Source organism: uncultured Agrobacterium sp. (assembly GCA_913777615.1).
In the GTDB taxonomy this organism is placed as follows: Bacteria; Pseudomonadota; Alphaproteobacteria; order Rhizobiales; family Rhizobiaceae; genus Agrobacterium.
The window spans coordinates 89,072-106,935 of sequence record CAJYTK010000002.1; the positions used below are offsets into that span (position 1 = coordinate 89,072).

General features: G+C 59.3%; 17 protein-coding genes. 14 read left to right on the forward strand and 3 right to left on the reverse strand.

The window, feature by feature from the left end; translation table 11 throughout:
* Positions 1-6 precede the first annotated feature (6 nt).
* A complete protein-coding gene (locus QZ862_RS01510) occupies positions 7-855 on the reverse strand; it encodes a MurR/RpiR family transcriptional regulator (RefSeq protein WP_296097057.1) in 849 nt (282 codons plus the stop codon).
* Between the two features lie 119 nt (positions 856-974).
* Between QZ862_RS01510 and murA the strand changes: the two genes are divergently transcribed.
* From murA to QZ862_RS01555, 9 genes are all read left to right on the forward strand, one after another.
* Positions 975-2,231, forward strand: coding sequence for a UDP-N-acetylglucosamine 1-carboxyvinyltransferase (murA, locus tag QZ862_RS01515; RefSeq protein WP_296097060.1), 1,257 nt, complete (start codon positions 975-977; stop codon positions 2,229-2,231).
* Positions 2,228-3,112, forward strand: coding sequence for an N-acetylglucosamine kinase (locus QZ862_RS01520; protein WP_296097063.1), 885 nt, complete (start codon positions 2,228-2,230; stop codon positions 3,110-3,112). The genes murA and QZ862_RS01520 overlap by 4 nt, the downstream gene beginning before the upstream one ends.
* 109 nt (positions 3,113-3,221) lie before the next feature.
* Complete coding sequence (murQ, locus tag QZ862_RS01525; RefSeq protein ID WP_296097066.1) at positions 3,222-4,145, forward strand: N-acetylmuramic acid 6-phosphate etherase; 924 nt, start codon at positions 3,222-3,224, stop codon at positions 4,143-4,145.
* A gap of 73 nt (positions 4,146-4,218) precedes the next feature.
* Positions 4,219-5,727 carry an ABC transporter substrate-binding protein gene (locus QZ862_RS01530; protein WP_296097116.1) on the forward strand — a complete coding sequence of 503 codons (1,509 nt, stop codon included), beginning with the start codon at positions 4,219-4,221 and terminating at the stop codon, positions 5,725-5,727.
* Positions 5,728-5,751: 24 nt separating this feature from the next.
* Positions 5,752-6,714 (forward strand): ABC transporter permease, encoded by a 963-nt coding sequence (locus QZ862_RS01535; protein ID WP_296097070.1) that lies wholly within the window; start codon positions 5,752-5,754, stop codon positions 6,712-6,714.
* Positions 6,711-7,553, forward strand: a complete 843-nt coding sequence (locus tag QZ862_RS01540) for an ABC transporter permease (protein ID WP_296037531.1) — start codon at positions 6,711-6,713, stop codon at positions 7,551-7,553. The genes QZ862_RS01535 and QZ862_RS01540 overlap by 4 nt, the downstream gene beginning before the upstream one ends.
* Entirely contained in the window at positions 7,550-9,301 is a 1,752-nt protein-coding gene (locus QZ862_RS01545; protein ID WP_296097073.1) for an ABC transporter ATP-binding protein, read from the forward strand. The genes QZ862_RS01540 and QZ862_RS01545 overlap by 4 nt, the downstream gene beginning before the upstream one ends.
* 13 nt (positions 9,302-9,314) lie before the next feature.
* The gene (locus QZ862_RS01550) at positions 9,315-10,331 is read left to right on the forward strand and encodes a serine hydrolase (protein WP_296097076.1); all 1,017 of its coding nucleotides are present in this window, start codon (positions 9,315-9,317) and stop codon (positions 10,329-10,331) included.
* Between the two features lie 11 nt (positions 10,332-10,342).
* Complete coding sequence (locus QZ862_RS01555; protein WP_296097079.1) at positions 10,343-11,458, forward strand: anhydro-N-acetylmuramic acid kinase; 1,116 nt, start codon at positions 10,343-10,345, stop codon at positions 11,456-11,458.
* A 21-nt stretch (positions 11,459-11,479) separates the two neighbouring features.
* Here QZ862_RS01555 and QZ862_RS01560 read toward each other — a convergent pair whose 3' ends face one another.
* A complete protein-coding gene (locus tag QZ862_RS01560; RefSeq protein WP_296097082.1) occupies positions 11,480-11,911 on the reverse strand; it encodes a GNAT family N-acetyltransferase in 432 nt (143 codons plus the stop codon).
* A 36-nt stretch (positions 11,912-11,947) separates the two neighbouring features.
* A complete protein-coding gene (gene xseA, locus QZ862_RS01565) occupies positions 11,948-13,549 on the reverse strand; it encodes an exodeoxyribonuclease VII large subunit (protein WP_296097086.1) in 1,602 nt (533 codons plus the stop codon).
* Positions 13,550-13,734: 185 nt separating this feature from the next.
* Here xseA and QZ862_RS01570 point away from each other — a divergent pair, with 185 nt between their 5' ends.
* The 5 genes from QZ862_RS01570 (at position 13,735) to QZ862_RS01590 (ending at position 17,791) form a co-directional block, all read left to right on the forward strand.
* Positions 13,735-13,950: a hypothetical protein gene (locus QZ862_RS01570; protein ID WP_296097089.1), complete on the forward strand. Its 216-nt coding sequence runs from the start codon at positions 13,735-13,737 to the stop codon at positions 13,948-13,950.
* Between the two features lie 671 nt (positions 13,951-14,621).
* Complete coding sequence (locus QZ862_RS01575; RefSeq protein WP_296037546.1) at positions 14,622-15,179, forward strand: isochorismatase family protein; 558 nt, start codon at positions 14,622-14,624, stop codon at positions 15,177-15,179.
* 102 nt (positions 15,180-15,281) lie between these two features.
* Entirely contained in the window at positions 15,282-16,274 is a 993-nt protein-coding gene (locus QZ862_RS01580) for a GlxA family transcriptional regulator (RefSeq protein ID WP_296097092.1), read from the forward strand.
* 108 nt (positions 16,275-16,382) lie between these two features.
* Entirely contained in the window at positions 16,383-17,339 is a 957-nt protein-coding gene (locus QZ862_RS01585) for an aldo/keto reductase (protein WP_296097094.1), read from the forward strand.
* A complete protein-coding gene (locus QZ862_RS01590; protein ID WP_296097097.1) occupies positions 17,336-17,791 on the forward strand; it encodes a GNAT family N-acetyltransferase in 456 nt (151 codons plus the stop codon). Before QZ862_RS01585 ends, QZ862_RS01590 begins: the two co-directional genes overlap by 4 nt.
* The last annotated feature ends 73 nt before the right edge of the window (positions 17,792-17,864 follow it).

Here is a 17,864-nt window from a genome sequence, read left to right on the forward strand (position 1 = left end):
AACGACTCAGGATTTGAGAACCGAGACCGCCGCCTCGCTGGCATGAATGGCCTCATTGGCGCCGGGGATCTTGGCGATAAGCAGCAGGAACACCAAGTCGCAGATCCCAAGCTGGGCATCACGCGAGGTGATGGCAGAGGACCGTACGCGCTCCTCGTCCGCAACGGTGTGGAGAGTGATATCGGCAATCTGGCTGAGCTTGTTGCCGTGCAGGCCTGTCAGCGTCACCACCGTCGCACCGCCCTTTTTCGCCAGTTCCGCAAGCCGGATGGTCTCGTTGGTGGAGCCGGATTGGGAAATCGCGAACAGAACGTCGCGGTGGTTGAGCGAAGCGGCATTCGCCATCTGCACATGCGGATCGCGGTCCATCAAAGCGACAAGCCCGAGCTTCAGAAGCTTGTAGGAAAAGTCACGTGCCACCAGCGAGGACGCGCCAATGCCGGCGAGATGGATGCGCCTTGCCGACGCGATAGCCGAGACCGCCGCGGTGACCGCGTCTTCGGCATTCACCTCCATCGTCTGCTGCATGGCGGAAACCTTGCTCGCCACCAGCTTCTGCTGGATGGTGACGAAGTTGTCGCCCGCATCGATCGTGCCGTGGATCATCCCGGATGGCACGCGCCATTCTTGCGCTTTTGCTTTCGTTACGGCCAGTTTCAGCTGCTGATAGCCGTCATAGCCGATCTTCTGCGAAAATTTCACCACGCTGGACTGGCTGCGACCGGTTGCTGCAGCCAATTCGGCGGAAGAAAGCTGCACCATGCGATCGGGATCGTCGACGATGAACTGGCCGATCTGACGCTCCGCATCCGTCATGAATTCCAACTTCGCCTGGATGACCTTCAACACGGACATCGCGTTCCTCCGACCGGAATAAGATATTCGTAAATCAAAAATTCTCTGGAATATTATAGCGCTTATCTTATGATTGGCTATCCAGATTTCAGCATCAGTTTTGACCCGGAAGGTCTTTTATGGATGAGCTGCATATCACCGGCGGAACGAGGCTTGATGGCGCGGTTCCGATTGCGGGCGCCAAGAACGCGGCACTGCCGCAAATTGCCGCCGCCCTTCTCTCCCCGCATCCCCTTGAACTGACGAACCTGCCGAAGGTGTCGGATGTCGACAACATGCTGCGCATCATTTCACTTTATGGTGCCGGGGTCGAAAGACATGCGGGCGGCACCCTCATCAATGCGCAAAACGTGACGCCGGGCGAAGTCGATTATGAGACCGTTCGCAAGATGCGCGCTTCTATCCTCGTGCTTGGACCACTGCTGGCCCGTTTCGGTTCTGCGCGGGTGTCGTTGCCCGGCGGCTGCGCCATTGGCGCACGACCCGTCGACATGCACTTGAAAGTTCTTTCGTCCCTTGGCGCGACGATTGCGGTGGAAGGTGGCTATATCGTTGCTTCGGCATCGAATGGACTTAAAGGTGCCCGTGTCGTCCTGCCCGGCCCTTCCGTCGGTGCCAGCGAAACGGCATTGATGGCGGCCTGTTGCACCACCGGCGAAACCGAAATCCTCAATGCGGCGCGTGAACCGGAAGTCGTCGATCTTGCCGCCTGTCTCTCTGCCATGGGTGCGGAGATCGAGGGCGCTGGCACGCATCGGCTTCTGGTCAAGGGAAGCACGCGCTGGCGAGCGGCAAGCCATCACGCCATTCCGGATCGCGTCGAGGCCGGAACCTATGCGGCAGCGGCGATGATAACGGGCGGTCGCATCGAGCTTGTCAACGCACGCATGGAGCATCTCTCATCGGTCCTGCAGGTTCTGGAAGGTATGGGCGCTACCATCTGGCCCGGTGATCGTGGCGTCGTGGTCGAAGGCGGTGAGCGCATCAAGCCTGCTGATTTCACCACCGAGCCTTACCCAGGCTTCCCGACGGACTTGCAGGCGCAGTTCATGGCAATGGCCTCGATTGCCGATGGTGCCAGCGTCATCCGCGAAACCATCTTCGAAAACCGCTTCATGCATGTGCCGGAATTGTCCCGGCTGGGCGCGAACATTGCGCTCAATGGCTCCGTCGCGACGGTTCGTGGACAGCAATCCCTGAAGGGCGCGCCGGTGATGGCAACCGATCTGCGCGCTTCGGTTTGCCTCGTGCTTGCGGCACTTGCCGCGCAGGGTGAGACTAACATCAAGCGCGTCTATCACCTCGATCGCGGTTATGAGCAGCTTGACCGAAAGCTCGCCCAATGCGGCGCCAATATTCGTCGCGTGTCCCTATGACTGAGCCGAGGAGCGATCAGAGACTTTATCTCGGCGTCGATGGAGGCGGCACCGGCTGCCGGGCGAGGATCGTTGACGAAGGTGGTCACATCATCGGGCAAGGATTGTCAGGCCCGGCTACGACGCGTCTTGGCGTATCCAACGCATGGGCCTCCGTACTTCGCGCCTGGACGGGTGCGGCCGAAGAGGCAGGGCTTGATCCTTCCAGCGCGCCGAATGTCATGGCTGGCATCGGTATTGCTGGCCTGACGCGTGCGGGCTCCCGCGAACAATTGCAAGCCCTACCCCATCCCTTTGCCGACATATGCTTCACCTCCGATGGTGCTGCCGCATGCCTTGGCGCTCATTCGGGTCGTGATGGCGGGATTGTCATTGCAGGGACCGGCTCCATTGGGCTCGCACTGGTCGGAGGCGAAGAAAAACGGGCAGGTGGATACGGCTTCCCGATCTCCGACGAAGGCAGTGGGGCCGACATGGGGTTGAAGGCGATCCAGTCCGCGCTCATGGCCTTTGATGGGCGGCGCGACAAGACGGCGCTTCTCTCCGAAGTTTTGAACCGCTTCGATAACCTCCCCGCGAATATCGTTGGCTGGATGGATAAGGCAACCGCGACAGATTACGCGACCCTCGCGCCCCTTGTCCTGCGTCACGCCGATCATGGAGACCCGGCAGCCCGGCAGATCGTTCAATCCGGGGCTGGACATATAGACGGGCTCGTGCGCCGCCTCATCGAGTATGGCGCACCAGCCGTCACCCTGCTTGGTGGCCTCTCAGGGCCACTGGAGCCGTGGCTTGCTCCCGACGTGCGCAAGCGGCTGAAACCAGCAGATGGCGACGCCGTTTCCGGTGCCATAATCCTGGCAAAACGCCTGTCATCCTGAACGCAATCCCGGTGAATCTCTCGCCGCTTTGAATGGAATAATATATTCCAGCATTGATTGACATGTGGAATATACGATCGTAATCTGTTAAAAAATCGAGTGAGGATCCATGTCGCACCTGCACCTGATGGCGGAACTTGAGCAGCTGGTTTCTGAAGCTCGCAATCCAAATTCCATGTCGATCGATCTGCTTCCAACGGAAGAAATCCTGAAGGTGATGAACCGTGACGATGCGCTGGTTCCAGCGGCGGTCGCTCGCGTCATTCCTCAGATTGCTGAAGCCGTCGAAGAGATCGTTCGCGCCTTTCGCAACGGTGGACGGCTGATCTATATCGGCGCCGGCACCAGCGCGCGCCTTGGCGTGCTTGACGCATCCGAATGCCCTCCCACCTTTTCCGTGCCGGAAGGTATGGTTGTCGGCCTGATTGCCGGTGGCCCACGCGCCATTCTGCATGCGGTCGAAGGCGCAGAGGACGACGTGGAGGAAGGCAAGCGCAATCTAGCGGAGATCGATCTTTCTGCAAAGGACGTGGTCGTCGGCATCGCCGTCAGTGGGCGCACCCCTTACGTCGTGGGCGCGCTGACCTATGCGCAATCCATCGGCGCAAAGACCGTGTCGCTCACCTGCAACCCGCATTCGACGCTGGCGGACATGGCCGATATCGCCATAGCGCCCGTCGTCGGGCCGGAGGTTGTGAGCGGATCGACTCGGCTGAAATCCGGCACGGCGCAGAAGCTCGTCTTGAACATGCTGACGACCGCCAGCATGATCCGCATCGGCAAGACTTACGAGAACCTGATGGTCGATCTGACCATCAGCAATCAGAAGCTGCGCGCCCGCGCGATCCGTATCATCATGGAGGCAACGGGGTGCTCGGCGGACATTGCGGAAGATCAACTGACGGTCAGCGGCAACAATGTGAAGCTCGCAATCCTGATGATTCTGAGCGGATTAAATCGGGAAGAGGCCGAAGCCGCGCTGGTTCGCAATGACGGATTTTTGCGCAAGGCGCTGACTGAATCAACCAATTGAACGCAAGACGTGCTGCATACCCGGCGTTTGAAAAGGACGGGATCGGCCAACCAGAGGGAGAATAAGCATGACGATGATCGCTCGAAAATGGCTGGCTTGTGCGGCAATCGCCGGGAGCCTTCTGACAGCCACCGCCGCACCCGGATTTGCCGCCACCTTGAAAATGGCATGGGCACAGGATGCGACAGGCCTCGACCCGCACAAGCAGACGGCCTTTTCCTCCATCCGCCTGCTGGAACTGATTTACGAACCCCTTGTCCGCCTGGATGGCGATCTCAAGGTGGTGCCGGCGCTCGCCAAGGAATGGACATTTTCTCCCGACGCCAAGACGCTGACATTCAAGCTCGATCCAGCAGCCAAGTTTCACAATGGCGCAGCCGTGACCTCGGCAGACGTAAAAGCCTCTTTTGAGCGCATCCTCGATCAGGCGACGGGTGCATCCGCACGCGCCAACTATCTCTCGATTGCCAGCATCGATACGCCGGATGCTGCGACGGTCGTCTTCAATCTGTCGCAGCCGGATGTGCCGTTGCTCACCGCTATGGGCAGCGTCAATGCGGCCATCGTTCCGGCTTCCGAAATTACCGCTGGCAAGATCGGTACGGCTGCCATCGGCAGCGGTCCGTTCAAGCTGGAAAAGTGGGAACCGAACCAGAAGGAAGTGCTGAAAGCCAATGCCGAATGGGCCGGCGGCAAGGTGGGCGTCGAGGGCATCGACATCAGCGTGCTGCCGGATGAAAACGCCATTCTTGCGGCGCTACGCGCCAAGAAGGTGGATTTCGCCCTGTTGAACGACCCGCTGGTTGCGACCCTCGTGCCGAAAGTTTCCGGGCTGACGCTGAACCGCAAGCCGGTTCTCTCGTACCACGCACTGCAGCTCAACCCTTCGCGTAAGCCGATGACAGAGCTTGCCGTGCGCCAGGCGATTTCCTGCGCCATCGATCGTAAGGACGTTCTCGATACGGCTCTGCTTGGCGAAGGCGAAGTCACCGGGCCGCTGACGATGCCGCTCTATCGCTCCGATCCAAACAGCCTCTTCTGTTACAAGAAGGATCTGGAAAAGGCGAAGAAGCTGATGGCCGATGCCGGGCTGAAGGACGGCTTTTCCGCAACCGTGATTGCCGCCACTGGTGAACCGCCGACCGCAGCTGCCGAAGCTCAGGTCATCCAGTCGCAATTGAAGGAAATCGGCATCAATCTCGACATCAAGATGATGGAGCTCAACGTCTATGTCGACACGTGGCTGAAGGGTGATTTCGACATGGCGGTGGCGCTGAATGGCGGCCGGGCCGACCCCTACACCATGTATAACCGCTACTGGACCAAGGCCGGAAACCTTCAGAAGGTCGCGAACTATATCGACGACACGCTGGATGATCTGATGCAAAAAGGCCGTGTCGAAACCGATATTGCCAAGCGCAAGGAAATCTTCGCCGCCTTCGACAAGCACCTCGCCGAAGTCTCGCCATGGATCTGGCTCTACACCGGCTATTCCTACATGGCCCAGCAGCAGAATGTCGAAAACTTCGTGGCGACACCGGACGGTTCGCTCTTCGGCCTTGCCAAGGTCACCCTGAAGTAATGCGTGCATGAGGCGGATGACGAAATGACCTACTTGCTAAGACGTCTCGTGACATTCCCGCTGGTGATGCTGGGTGTCTCCGTTCTGGTCTTCGTCGCCATCCGCCTCGTCCCCGGCGATTCCATCACTGCCATGCTCGGCACGGAAGCCGGGCTTCTGACACCGGAGCAGAAGCAGGCACTGTCCGCCTATTTCGGCCTCGATCAGGGCTGGCTCGTGCAATATGGCCGCTGGCTCTCTGGCGTCGTCTCAGGCAATCTCGGCCTCTCGGTCACCTATGGCAAGCCGGTACTCGACGTTATCCTCCAGCGTTTCCCTCTGACGCTGGAACTCGCCTGCCTTTCGGTAGCGATTGCGCTTGTCCTTGGCCTACCGCTCGGCGTCTTTGCCGCCACTCGCAATGGCCGGGGCTCGGATCTCAGCGTGCGCATCTTCGCCATGATCGGCCAATCGACCCCGAGCTTCGTCTTTGGCCTCGGCATCATCTACATCCTCTCGGCAGGCTTCGGCATTCTGCCAGCCATGGGCGATTATGTGCCCTTCACGCAGGATCCGATCGCCAATCTCTCACAATTGTTTTTCCCGGCGCTGACACTTGGGCTGTCCTTCACTGCCTCCGTCACGCGCATTTCCCGTTCGGCCATGCTTGATGTGCTGAGCGACGATTATGTGCGTACCGCCCGCAGCAAGGGTGTGGCACGTCGCAACGTCATCTGGCGGCACGCCCTGCCGAACGCGCTGATCCCGGTCATCACGCTCTGCGGTGTCGAGTTCGGTTATCTCCTGGGCGGCGCAGTGTTGGTCGAGCAGATTTTTGCGCTGCCCGGTCTTGGACGCATGACGCTCGAGGCCATTCTTCAGCGTGACTATGCGCTGGTTCAGGGTGCGGTGCTGTTCACCGCGCTCAACTTCATGATCGTCAACCTCCTCGTCGATCTCGCCTATGTGGCGCTCGATCCCCGCATTCGCCTGGGGAGCCGGTCATGACATCATTGATCTCCCGCCTCCTTCGCCACCCGAGCGGCTGCGTCGGCGCGGCCATCGTCCTCATCTACCTGTTGCTGGCATTTGCCGCATGGCTTGGGCTGACGCCCTACGATCCGCTGCAACAGTTTCGAATCGACCGCCTGCAAGGCCCAAGTGCCGCGCACTGGATGGGAACCGACATGTTCGGGCGTGACGTACTCAGCCGGTTGATGATCGGCATCGGCCAGTCCTTCCTCGTCGCTTTTTCCTCCGTCGGCATCGCCGCCGTCATCGGCACCGTTCTGGGGCTGACTGCCGCATGGGTCGGGCGTCTGTGGGATGGTGTGGTCATGCGGCTGATGGATGTTCTGCTTGCCTTCCCGGCGATCCTGCTGGCGCTGCTCTTCATCACCGTCGTCGGCCCCGGAACCTTCACCAGTATCCTCGCCATTGCCTTTGTCTATACGCCGATCTTCACCCGCGTGGTGCGCGGGCCGGCGCTGTCGATCAAGGCGCGCGATTTTGTGGATGCGGCGCGCACCTTCGGCAGTTCCACATCCTATATCCTCACCCGGCACCTGATGCTCAATCTGGTCGCGCCGCTGACTGTGCAGGTGACGCTGGCACTGGCATGGTCGCTCCTCACGGAATCGGGCTTGAGCTTTCTCGGCCTTGGCACGCAGCCGCCGGACTCCTCGCTCGGCCTGATGCTGGCCGATAGCATCAACCTGATGGAGATGGCGCCCTGGCTGCTGATCTTCCCCGGTCTCGCCGTCATGCTCGGCATTCTCGGCTTCAACCTTCTGGGCGATGCGCTTCGCGACCTGCTCGATCCCCGCATGCGACGGGTGGCCTCATGACACAACTTCTTTCGGTTCAAAACCTCAGCGTCGGCTTCGGTCGCGGCAATGCCATCAAGCCCATCGTCGAAGGCGTCAGCTTCACTCTCGATGCAGGCGAAACACTTGCCATCGTCGGCGAAAGCGGCTCCGGCAAATCCGTCACCGCGCTCTCGATCAACCGACTCATCGACTACAGCGGCGGCAGGATCACCAGTGGTCGGATCGATCTGTCGCTCGCAGATGGAAAGACGCTAGATCTCGCCACTCTGGACACTGGGCGCATGGAGCGCATCCGAGGGTCGGAGATCGGCATGATCTTTCAGGAGCCGATGACCTCGCTCAATCCGGTTCTCACCATCGGCAAGCAGATCGAGGAAGTCTTTCGCCTGCAAGGCAGGGGCGGGACAGAAGCGCGTGCCGAGACACTTCGCGCGCTCGACCGGATGCGCATTCCCGATGCGGCGAGACGCCTTGGTTACTATCCGCACCAGCTTTCGGGCGGAATGCTGCAGCGGGTGATGATCGCGATGGCGCTCGCAGCCTCCCCTCGCCTTCTCATCGCCGACGAGCCGACGACCGCGCTGGATGTTTCGGTCCAAGCACAGATCATGGCGCTTCTCGCCGAGCTTCAACGCGAGACCGGCACCGGCCTGATCTTTATCACCCATGATCTCGGGCTGGTTGCCGGTATTGCCGATCGCGTGCTCGTCATGCAATCGGGCAAGGTGGTCGAGCAGGGAAAGACGGACAACATTCTCGACCGTCCGCAGCACAGCTACACGCGGCATCTGCTGAACGCCGTCCCGCATTTTGCCAACGGCCAGCATGTCCGCACCGACTCGCCGCGATTGAAACACGCCGATCAGCCTGCAGCACTCGCGGTCAAGGAGTTGACCGTTCGCTTCCCGACAACCACCGGGCTCTTACGCCGCCCCGCAGGCGCCATCCATGCGGTGGAAGCGGTGGATTTCGAAATATGCCGGGGTGAAACGCTGGCGGTCGTCGGTGAAAGCGGATCGGGCAAATCCACCACTGCCCGCGCCCTGCTGGGTCTGGTCAAGCCCATCCGCGGATCGTTCAGCGCGAATTCGGTTAAACCCACCGAAGCACAAAAGCCGATGCAGATGGTTTTCCAGAACCCCTATGCGTCGCTCAATCCGCGCCTCGATGTGCAAAGCCTGCTGGCCGAGCCGGTTATCGCCGCAGGAATGCGGATCGACCGTAACCTCACGTCGCACATGACAGCGCTTCTCGATCGCGTCGGTCTTCCCGCCGATAGTCTTACCCGCTACCCAAATGAGTTTTCCGGCGGCCAGCGCCAGCGCCTGTGCATCGCCCGCGCCCTGATGCTCGATCCATCCATTCTGGTGCTGGATGAGGCGGTCTCAGCCCTCGACGTCTCGGTTCAAGCCCGCGTGCTCGATCTGCTGATCGATCTGCAGAAGGAGCGCGATCTCGCCTATCTCTTCGTTTCCCACGACATGGCCGTGGTGGAACGCATCGCCCACCGCGTTGCTGTTCTGTATGCGGGCCAGATCGTCGAAATCGGCGACGCCCGCTCCGTCTTGTCGAATCCTCAACACAGCTATACCAAGAAGCTGATTGCAGCGGTGCCGACCATGGAACGGCGGCGCGAGAGGTTTGAACTCAATACCGAGGCCGTGCCGACATTGCTGCGTCCTAAAGGGTATGAGCCTCAGCCATCGCGTTGGCAATATTTTGGCGAAGACCATCGCGTGAAGCTCGAAACGGCGGCAACGAACTGATGAGGAAGCATTCATGGTCGACCCATCCTCACCACTCCTGAGCCCTTTCGACGCTGGTTTTGACCTGCTGAAAGAGGCCGTCGATGCGGGCCGTATTCCGGGCGGCGTCTTCGGCATGATCGACCATAACGGCCACCGCCTGACAAGGGCGATCGGCCATGCGCAAAAGGTCGGTGGCGAACGTCCGATGACGCTCGATACCTGGTTCGACCTTGCCTCTTTGACCAAGGTCATCTTCACCACCCGCAAGATCCTCGAACTGGCCGTCGCCGGCATCATCGATCTCGACAGCCCCATCACCACGCTCATTCCCGATTTCCGCCAATACGCGCCCGATTGCTGGGAACGAAAGGTCACCTTCCGCCAGTGCCTGGGCCATCAGACACCGTTTCCGGCGGTCGAACCGATCTACACCTATGGCGACGATCCGGATCGCCTGCGCGCCTTCGTCCTTCAGCGCGAATGGCGCGATAGTGAGCCCGCCTATTCGGACATAAATTACATCCTACTCGGCATCGCTCTGGAACGGCTGACGGGCCAGCGCATCCGCGAGATGGATGCCGGGCCTGGCTTTGCCTTTCACGGCGACCCCGCACAAACCGCCGCCACTGAGTTCTGCGCCTGGCGCAACCGGATGATCTGCGGCGAGGTGCATGACGAGAATTGTTACGCGCTGCAAGGCTCTGGCCATGCCGGTCTGTTCGGCACGGTGGACGCTGTTCTCGACTATGCAAAATCGCTGTTGGACGGTAATAAAGCTGGCGATCCCGTCGTCCAGCTGATGCGGCAACCGCTTTCGGCAAAGCGCACCCATGGCTGGGAACGCCCCTATGATGGCTGGTCGGGTGGTGCGCTTTGCAATGACAGCGTCATCGGCCATACCGGCTTTACCGGCACCGGGCTCTGGGTCGATTTCGACAGGGGCGACGCCTGGACCCTTCTTACCAACCGGGTGCATCCAAGCAGACATGTCGACAGCGGTATTTTTGCCCTGCGGGCTGCCATCGGCGATATGATCAACACGCATTGAGGAGAGACGACATGGAACCGATCTGGGCCGTTGGCTTGATGACAGGAACCGTTCTGGACGGAAACATCGATGTCGCGCTTCTGAAAACCGATGGAGAGCGTGTCGAGCGCTTCGGTGCCTTTACGCTGGCGCCTTACGACCAGTCCGTCCGCGAGCTTCTGGAGCAAACGCTGGCTGAAGCGCGCAAATGGAATTTCGACGGCCCGGAGCCGGAGATCTTCGGTCGAGCCGAGGAAGCGCTGACCCGCGCCCAGTCCGCAGCCGTTGCCAATCTCGTGGCAGAAGCCGGGCTTTCCCTAGCCGATATCGGCGTCGTCGGTTTTCACGGCCAAACGGTGCTGCACCGCGCGCCGCAGCCTGGGCGCCTCGGCGCCACCCGTCAACTGGGTGACGGGGAATTGATGGCAAAGCTTCTCGGCACCAAGGTGGCTTATGATTTCCGCAGCGCAGACGTTCGCGCCGGTGGCCAAGGCGCACCGCTTGCCGCCGCCTACCACTCGGCACTGCTGAAAGGCGTTGCACAGGATGGGAAGGCCGCGATCCTCAATCTCGGTGGCGTTGCCAACGTCACCTGGAGCGATGGCAAAGGCCATGTGGTCGCTTTCGATACCGGCCCTGCCAATGCGCCGATCAATGACTGGATCAAGCAGCATGGACGTGGCGATATGGACCGTGACGGCCTGATCGCTGCATCGGGCCAAGTCAACGAAGAGCGCCTCTCAAAGCTTCTACAGCATCCCTATCTCACTGCAAAATTCCCGAAATCGCTGGATCGCTTCGACTTCGGCGCGAGCATGGCCGACGGCCTCTCGCTGGAAGATGGCGCGGCGATGCTGACGGCCTTCACCGCCTCTGCCGTCGGCAAGGCGCTCGATCTCCTTCCGCAGCGGCCGGAACGGCTGTTCGTCAGCGGTGGCGGGCGCCACAACCCGACGTTGATGAGGATGCTGGCGGAGCGCGCCCGTGTGGACGCACAACCTGCCGAAACGCTGGGCTGGCGGGGCGATGCTGTCGAAGCGGAATGCTTCGCCTTTCTGGCGGTACGGGTGCTGCGCAACATGCCGATCAGCTTCCCGACGACCACGGGGGCGCCCGAGCCGATGACCGGCGGGCGACTGGCCGCCTGAGTAAGCTTCATTCGAAGCTGATCAAAGCCGCTTTTTCAAAAACTTCCGGGTGCGCCCGATGGGAAAATCCGGAAGTTCTCCGAACACCTCATAACCATGACGGGTGTAGGCCTTTTCCGCCACCGGGTTGAAGGTATCGATCCAGGCGGAATGACAACCACGCGCCTGCGCCTCCTCTTCCGCCGCCACCAACATGCGGCCCGCCATCTGCTGGCCGCGAAGGCTTTCGTCAACCCAGAGCCACTGCACATAAAGCCAGCCCCAAGCGGTGTATCCATTAATCCCGGCGAGCAACGCGCCGTTCTCGCCACGAACGATGACGGCAAGCGGCACCCTGCCGGCCGGGCCAACATCGGCATCGTTGAACGCAGAAAGGTGAGCGCCAATTGCTGCGATGTCTTCAGCCCTTGGACTATTGGTAACCGTCAGAGCAGGGATGACGCTGGTGCTCACAACTCAATCTCCTGAAACAAAAGCGGATCGGCAGCTTTAAAATAAACTACCTTGATTGCCGGGATCACCGGCGACTGGCTTGACCGGTTTCCTTCGCAGCTGGGCCGCTGCCACCTCGGTTGAACGCGGGGCATCTGCACCTGCAACGGCCGAAACCTCGCCGTCGGCAAATTCGACCGAAATTACCGCACCGGGCGTTACAGAGGCCGCGCGGGTGAGCGGCCGGTTTTCCTCATCTCGAATGACGGCGTAGCCGCGTTTGAGGACATTCTTGTAAGACAGCGATTGCAGAATGCGCTCATGTGCCGCAAGCCCTGATCTGCTCTGTGCCATCCGGTGCAGAACGGCGGTATCGGCCCGCCGCACGGAAGCCAGCAACCGTTCTTTCTGCCGCTCGAGCTGGCCGGAGAGGCGCATTGGCAGGGCGCGCAGGGCAGAGTCCGATGACGACACCCGCGACTTTGCCTGCAAAAGGCGTCTTTCGACCAGAGCTTCCGCACGCTGCATACGCTCGTTGACCCGCTGCCTTTGCTGGCGCAATCCGTGCGTGAGAACATCGGGACGCAGACCGGATGAAGCACGCTCGAAGCTGCGACGCTTGTTCATCGTGTTGAGCTCAAGCCCTCTACCAAGTCCCGCAGAAACCTCGTCAAAACGGCGACGCGGAAGCGCCAGCAGCTGATCGAGCGAGGGAAGTGCGCGCACAAGCGCACGAAGTCCCTGGGCGCGATTGTCCATATGCCGGCGCGTGGAACCGGAGAGTCGCGCTGCCAGACCAGCCAGCTGGGCTTCAAGATCGGCCCGAACGGGAACGGCCATTTCCGCGGCTCCTGTTGGCGTTGGCGCGCGAACATCCGCCGCGTAATCGATCAAGGTCGTATCTGTCTCGTGACCGACCGCAGAAATCAGCGGAATGGCACTTTCCGCCGCAGCCCTCACCACGATCTCGTCGTTAAAGCTCCATAGGTCCTCAAGGCTGCCGCCGCCACGCGCCACGATCAGCACATCGGGACGGGGAATGTCGCCGCCCTGCGACAAGGCATTGAAGCCACGGATCGCATTTGCGACCTCCTCGCCAGAGCCATCTCCCTGGACCTTGACCGGCCAGACCAGGACATGAACAGGGAAACGGTCCGAAATACGATGTAGAATATCGCGGATCACGGCGCCCGTCGGCGACGTCACCACGCCGATCACCTGCGGCATATAGGGCAAACGGCGTTTGCGTCCCTGATCGAACAGGCCTTCCGCCGCTAGCCGGCGACGACGCTCCTCGAGCAAAGCCATAAGCGCACCGGCACCAGCCGGCTCAAGACTTTCGATGACGATCTGATACTTGGAGGAACCCGGAAAGGTGGTGATCTTTCCCGTAGCGATCACTTCCATACCCTCTTCCGGGCGGAATTTTAGCTTCGAGAAGCTACCCTTCCAGATGACGGCGTCTATACGGGCGCGATCGTCCTTCAGCGAAAAATAGGCGTGACCGGAGGTATGTTGACCGCGATAGCCGGAAATTTCCCCTCGAACACGAACTTGATCGAAGGCGGTTTCCACTGTCCGTTTGATGGACCCGGAAAGCTCGGAAACTGAAAATTCGGTGAGGTTGCTGAGTGCGGGCTGACTGAAGATATCGCTCATGCCGCATGGTAACCGATGCCCTACGATTCGCAAACCGTAACATTTTCGGGATAATTCGATTAAAACTTTCACACAACTGTAACACTGTGCTAGCCTCCAGAACTGAAAGTGCATGCCTTGGAGGAGACATCGCGGACTTTTGAGGAGAAGTTGCCATGTCTTATCGCTTTGGGAGGAGCGGCATCATGGAATTTATTTTAGGAATTGGCCTCGGCTTAACCGCTTCGGCAACACGTTCTACTCTCGCGATCGCGCTTGTTGGTATTCTTATCATCGCTGTTTTTGCCTATGCCGCCCTGATGGCTGCGCCTGGCGTTTCTATTCTCGGGCTACTTGCAACGTTGGCCGGATTGAATGCTGGCGTGGCCGCCGCCTTTTTTGGGGTGTTGGCGCTTCGCTGAGACACGGCTGACAACAACACGCGATCGATCTATAAGGATGCCGATCATCAGCAAGGTGCGGCGTGGAACTCGGTCGTCTTCTTCTTCTGCAGGTATTCTGCGCGGCACTTGATGCTGGCACCACTTGGCTGTTGTGGTCCCGCATCGACATCTCCGTGGTCCTTGCCAGGATAGCAGGTGCCTGTCTTGCTGCTATCCTGATTGTGCTTTTCTGCCGCAGAGCGCCGGAGTTCCGCGGTATCGGACGCTTTCTCGCGACCAGTATCAGCTTAACATGTCTGCTCGTGAGTTATGGCATATTTGCACTTCTGATGCTCCGCAACCCCGTTTTGCAATGGCCGCTGGCCTTCGCAGCAGCGAGTGGCGCGTCACTCCTGTTATCGTGGATCGGATACTGGCGCGCGCGTCAGGGTCGTGTCCGCGGCTAACCATGTCGCGATCTTTCGCATTGCCTGATACGTATCGGATCAAAAACCGAGCTCCTTTCTCACACATCGATATCTAAATTCAGCCCCCAGTTTTGCGAGGACCATGATTCAAAGAATGCGTCCTGATCGGCTGAGAGTCCCGCCAAGATGGCCAGATATGTCCTCCTTTCGTCTTGGATGGGAGTTTCTTCCTTTTTTCTGAGGCAATAAGTTTGCATCCATTCGACAACTGGAGATACAAAATTGTCCGCTTCTATCGCTCTGATCGTTATCGATGTGCAGGAATCCTTCCGGCATATGCCCTATTTTGAAGACACCGGACTGGCGCGATACCTCTCTGCCCAGCAGGCTTTGATCGATGAGGCCGAGGCAAAAGGCGTTCCCGTCGTCCAGATTTTTCACGTCGATGGAGACAAAGCCTTTTCAGCCGATAGCGGCTTGATTCGTCCATTGGAAGGATTGCGCATCCAGCCTAGCGTCACATTCATAAAGCACCGCCATTCCGCCTTCGTGGGGACAGGACTGGAAGTCTGGCTGACGCAGCATGGCATCAATCACCTCATCATCTCCGGCATCCGCACCGAGCAATGCTGCGAAACCACCGCTCGCCATGCGTCAGATCTGGGTTATAAGGTCGATTACGTTACAGAAGCGACCCTCACCTTCCCTATGACACACGCCTCGGGCGACGTCTTCTCACCTGCCGACATTGCCAAGCGCACCGAACTCGTATTGGCGGGACGATTTGCTCGTATCGCGACAGTGTCAGACGTCCTTGAAAGCCTCCAGCAACGGGCCTGAAACAGAACCGATTGTCACAAAAGCACGATACGTAGATTCGAAAAGATAGAGCAGCCTTTGAGCGTCCAATCGACCTCAGGCTGCTCTAAGAAAGGCCGCCTGATGAATTCGATACCCGGCAACGATTCACAAGTGATACCTGTGTTCGTGGTCATTCCGCCGCAGACACTCTTGCTGGATGTTGCCGGGCCTCTGGAAGTACTGCGCTATGCCAATGAGCAACAGGAGCAGATCCGCTTCGATTGCCATTATGTCGCCGCTCAGACGAACCAGACGACCACCATCGGTCTCGGCCTCTGCGGCCTGGAGGCATTACCCGAATCACTTCCGTCAGACGCGATGATCCTCGTCTCGGGCAGCTCGTTTGCATCCCCTCGCCAGCAGGAAAATGCCCAAGAACGGAAAATTCTGTCCGATTGGCTGCGCCGGACCGCGCGCAGCGATACCACCATCGTCAGCATCTGTTCCGGCGCGTTAATTGCAGCAGAGGCCGGTTTGTTCGATGGATACCAGTGTACGACCCATGCGGACTGTATCGCGGATCTCAGACGCATCGCTCCCCTTGCGAAGGTGCAGGAAAATCGGTTGTTTGTGGAGGATGGGCGACGTGTCTCGAGTGCTGGTATTTCCACCGGCATCGACCTTACTCTTCACCTTGTTGCAAAGCTGGTTTCCCCCGGGATCGCCGCCCGCATCGCGCAGATCATGGTCGTTTATTTGCGCCGCACGGCAAATGACCCGCAGATCTCGCCCTGGCTTTCCGGGCGCAACCATATTCACCCGTCCATTCACCGTGCGCAGGACGCTATCGTCGCTAATCCCGCTTTGGACTGGACCCTATCCCGACTGGCGGACTACGCCAACCTCAGCGCTCGGCATCTGTCCCGTCTGTTTCGCGAATATACGGGCGTGAGCGTGGTGGATTACGTCAATCTGATCCGGGTCAACTTGGCGAAAGACATGATCTCCCACTCACGGCTCGATCTGGAGACCGTTGCGGAACGCTCTGGATTTGCCTCTGCGCGCCATCTGCGCCGCATATGGATGCAGCATTTTGAAAGACCGCCAAGCGCATTTCGAAACCACTCTCCGTGACGGGCGTTTGCTTCGATTGCGAGATGCTTTGATCACGGAAATTCAATAGTCATCCGGACAATGCAGCGCTAAATCATCGGTACGAGAAAGACTAAAAGGAGCATATCCATGCAGAACCGCACGCTCGGCCGCACCGGCCTGTCCATCGCCCCAATCGTTTTTGGTGGCAATGTCTTCGGCTGGACCGCGGATGAGAAAACGTCATTTCAGCTTCTGGATTCTTTCTTCGATTCCGGTTTCAACGCCATCGATACGGCAGATGTCTATTCGGCATGGGTACCAGGGCATGAGGGCGGCGAGTCCGAGACAATCATCGGAAAGTGGTTGAAACATAGCGCCGTCAAGCGCGAGGATGCCATCATCATCACCAAAGTTGGCTTCGATAATAATGAGCGCAAGACGGGTCTCAGCGCCAAATGGATCGCCGAAGCGGTGGAGAACTCGTTGCGCCGTCTCCAGACCGACCACATCGATCTTTATCTCGCTCATAAGCCGGATGATGCGGTACCTCTCGAAGAAACACTCGGAGCCTTCGCTCGATTGAAGGAAGAGGGAAAGGTCAGAGCGATCGGCTGCTCCAACTACAACGCCGACCAGCTTCAGGCTTCACTCGAGGTGGCAGCGCAGACGGGACTTGGACGCTTCGACGTTCTTCAACCGGAATACAATCTTTACACCCGCTCCAAATTCGAGGGGCCGCTTGCCGAGCTTTGCACCAAGGAAGAGATCGGCGTCATCAACTACTACAGTCTCGCGGCGGGCTTCCTGACTGGCAAGTATCGGACGAAGGCCGATACCGAAGGCGTGGCTCGATCCTACCGCGTTGGCAATTATCTCGACCCGCGCGGCCTTGCCATTCTTGGGGCAATGGATACCATCTCGGCGGAAACGGGTGCCCGGCACGCGGATATCGCTCTTGCGTGGCTGCTCGCAAAGAAATCCGTAACCGCACCGATTGCGAGCGCGACCAGCCTTTCACAGCTTGAGAGTTTCAAACGTGCTATCGACCTGACGCTGAGCGACGAGATGATGCAACTCCTCGACGACGCGGGTGCGGGCGAATGACAGCGGCTGGGGCGCTCACCATCAGGGCTGCGACGACCGGCGACCGTGACGCTTGGTTGCCCCTGTGGAGCGCCTACCTCGCTTTCTATAAGGTCGATCTGCCAGCCGACGTGACCGAACGAACCTGGGAAAGGGTTGTGGACCCGGCATCGCGCCTTTCCATGCGCCTTGCGGTTCTGCAGGACAGGCCGGTCGGCTTCGCCATTCATCATTTCCACGAATCCACCTGGACGAAGACGCCAGACTGTTATCTTGAAGACCTGTTCATCGACGAGGAGATCCGCGGCAAAGGTATCGGGCGCGCCTTGATCGATGATCTGATCGGCATCTGCCGGGACAACGGATGGTCCAGACTTTACTGGCATACAGATGACGGCAATCAGCGCGCGCGTGCGCTCTATGACAGCTATAGCAAGAGCGACGGCCATGTCCGCTACCGGCTCAAAATCTAAAGCATGGTCCACGCAAAACTGTGCGAAGGTTTTGCGATCAAAAGATGCGACAAAATGAGGGACTCAAGCGTCG